Annotated in this window: 1 protein-coding gene; it reads left to right on the top strand. The window is 39.5% G+C overall.

The window, feature by feature from the left end; all coding sequences use genetic code 11:
* A partial coding sequence (locus tag H3T56_RS11580) for a hypothetical protein (protein WP_198193095.1) occupies positions 1 to 248 on the top strand: 248 nt, incomplete at both ends.

The raw sequence follows: 248 nt of genomic DNA, 5'->3' as shown, positions 1-248 counted from the left end.
CGTACCCGGGTAACAAATACCGAAGCACTACTCGGGATATCCCTTTCTGATGGTAGAACATTTACTCCCACAACCAATGATTCAATAAACCATCCTATCGAGTTACCTGTTGCTGGTCAGAGTTTTAAGGATATTGGTATGTTAGTACCAACGGATACTCATTCTAATTCTATTGAATTAAGTTCACTTATTGGCAAACCGTATAATTATTGGGGGGATGATGATGGTGATGGTCAGGGAGTTTATTA

The sequence above is a fragment of the Gilliamella sp. W8123 genome, from assembly GCF_016101085.1.
Taxonomy (GTDB): domain Bacteria; phylum Pseudomonadota; class Gammaproteobacteria; order Enterobacterales; family Orbaceae; genus Gilliamella; species Gilliamella apis.
This window is presented reverse-complemented; position numbering and strand designations above follow the sequence as displayed.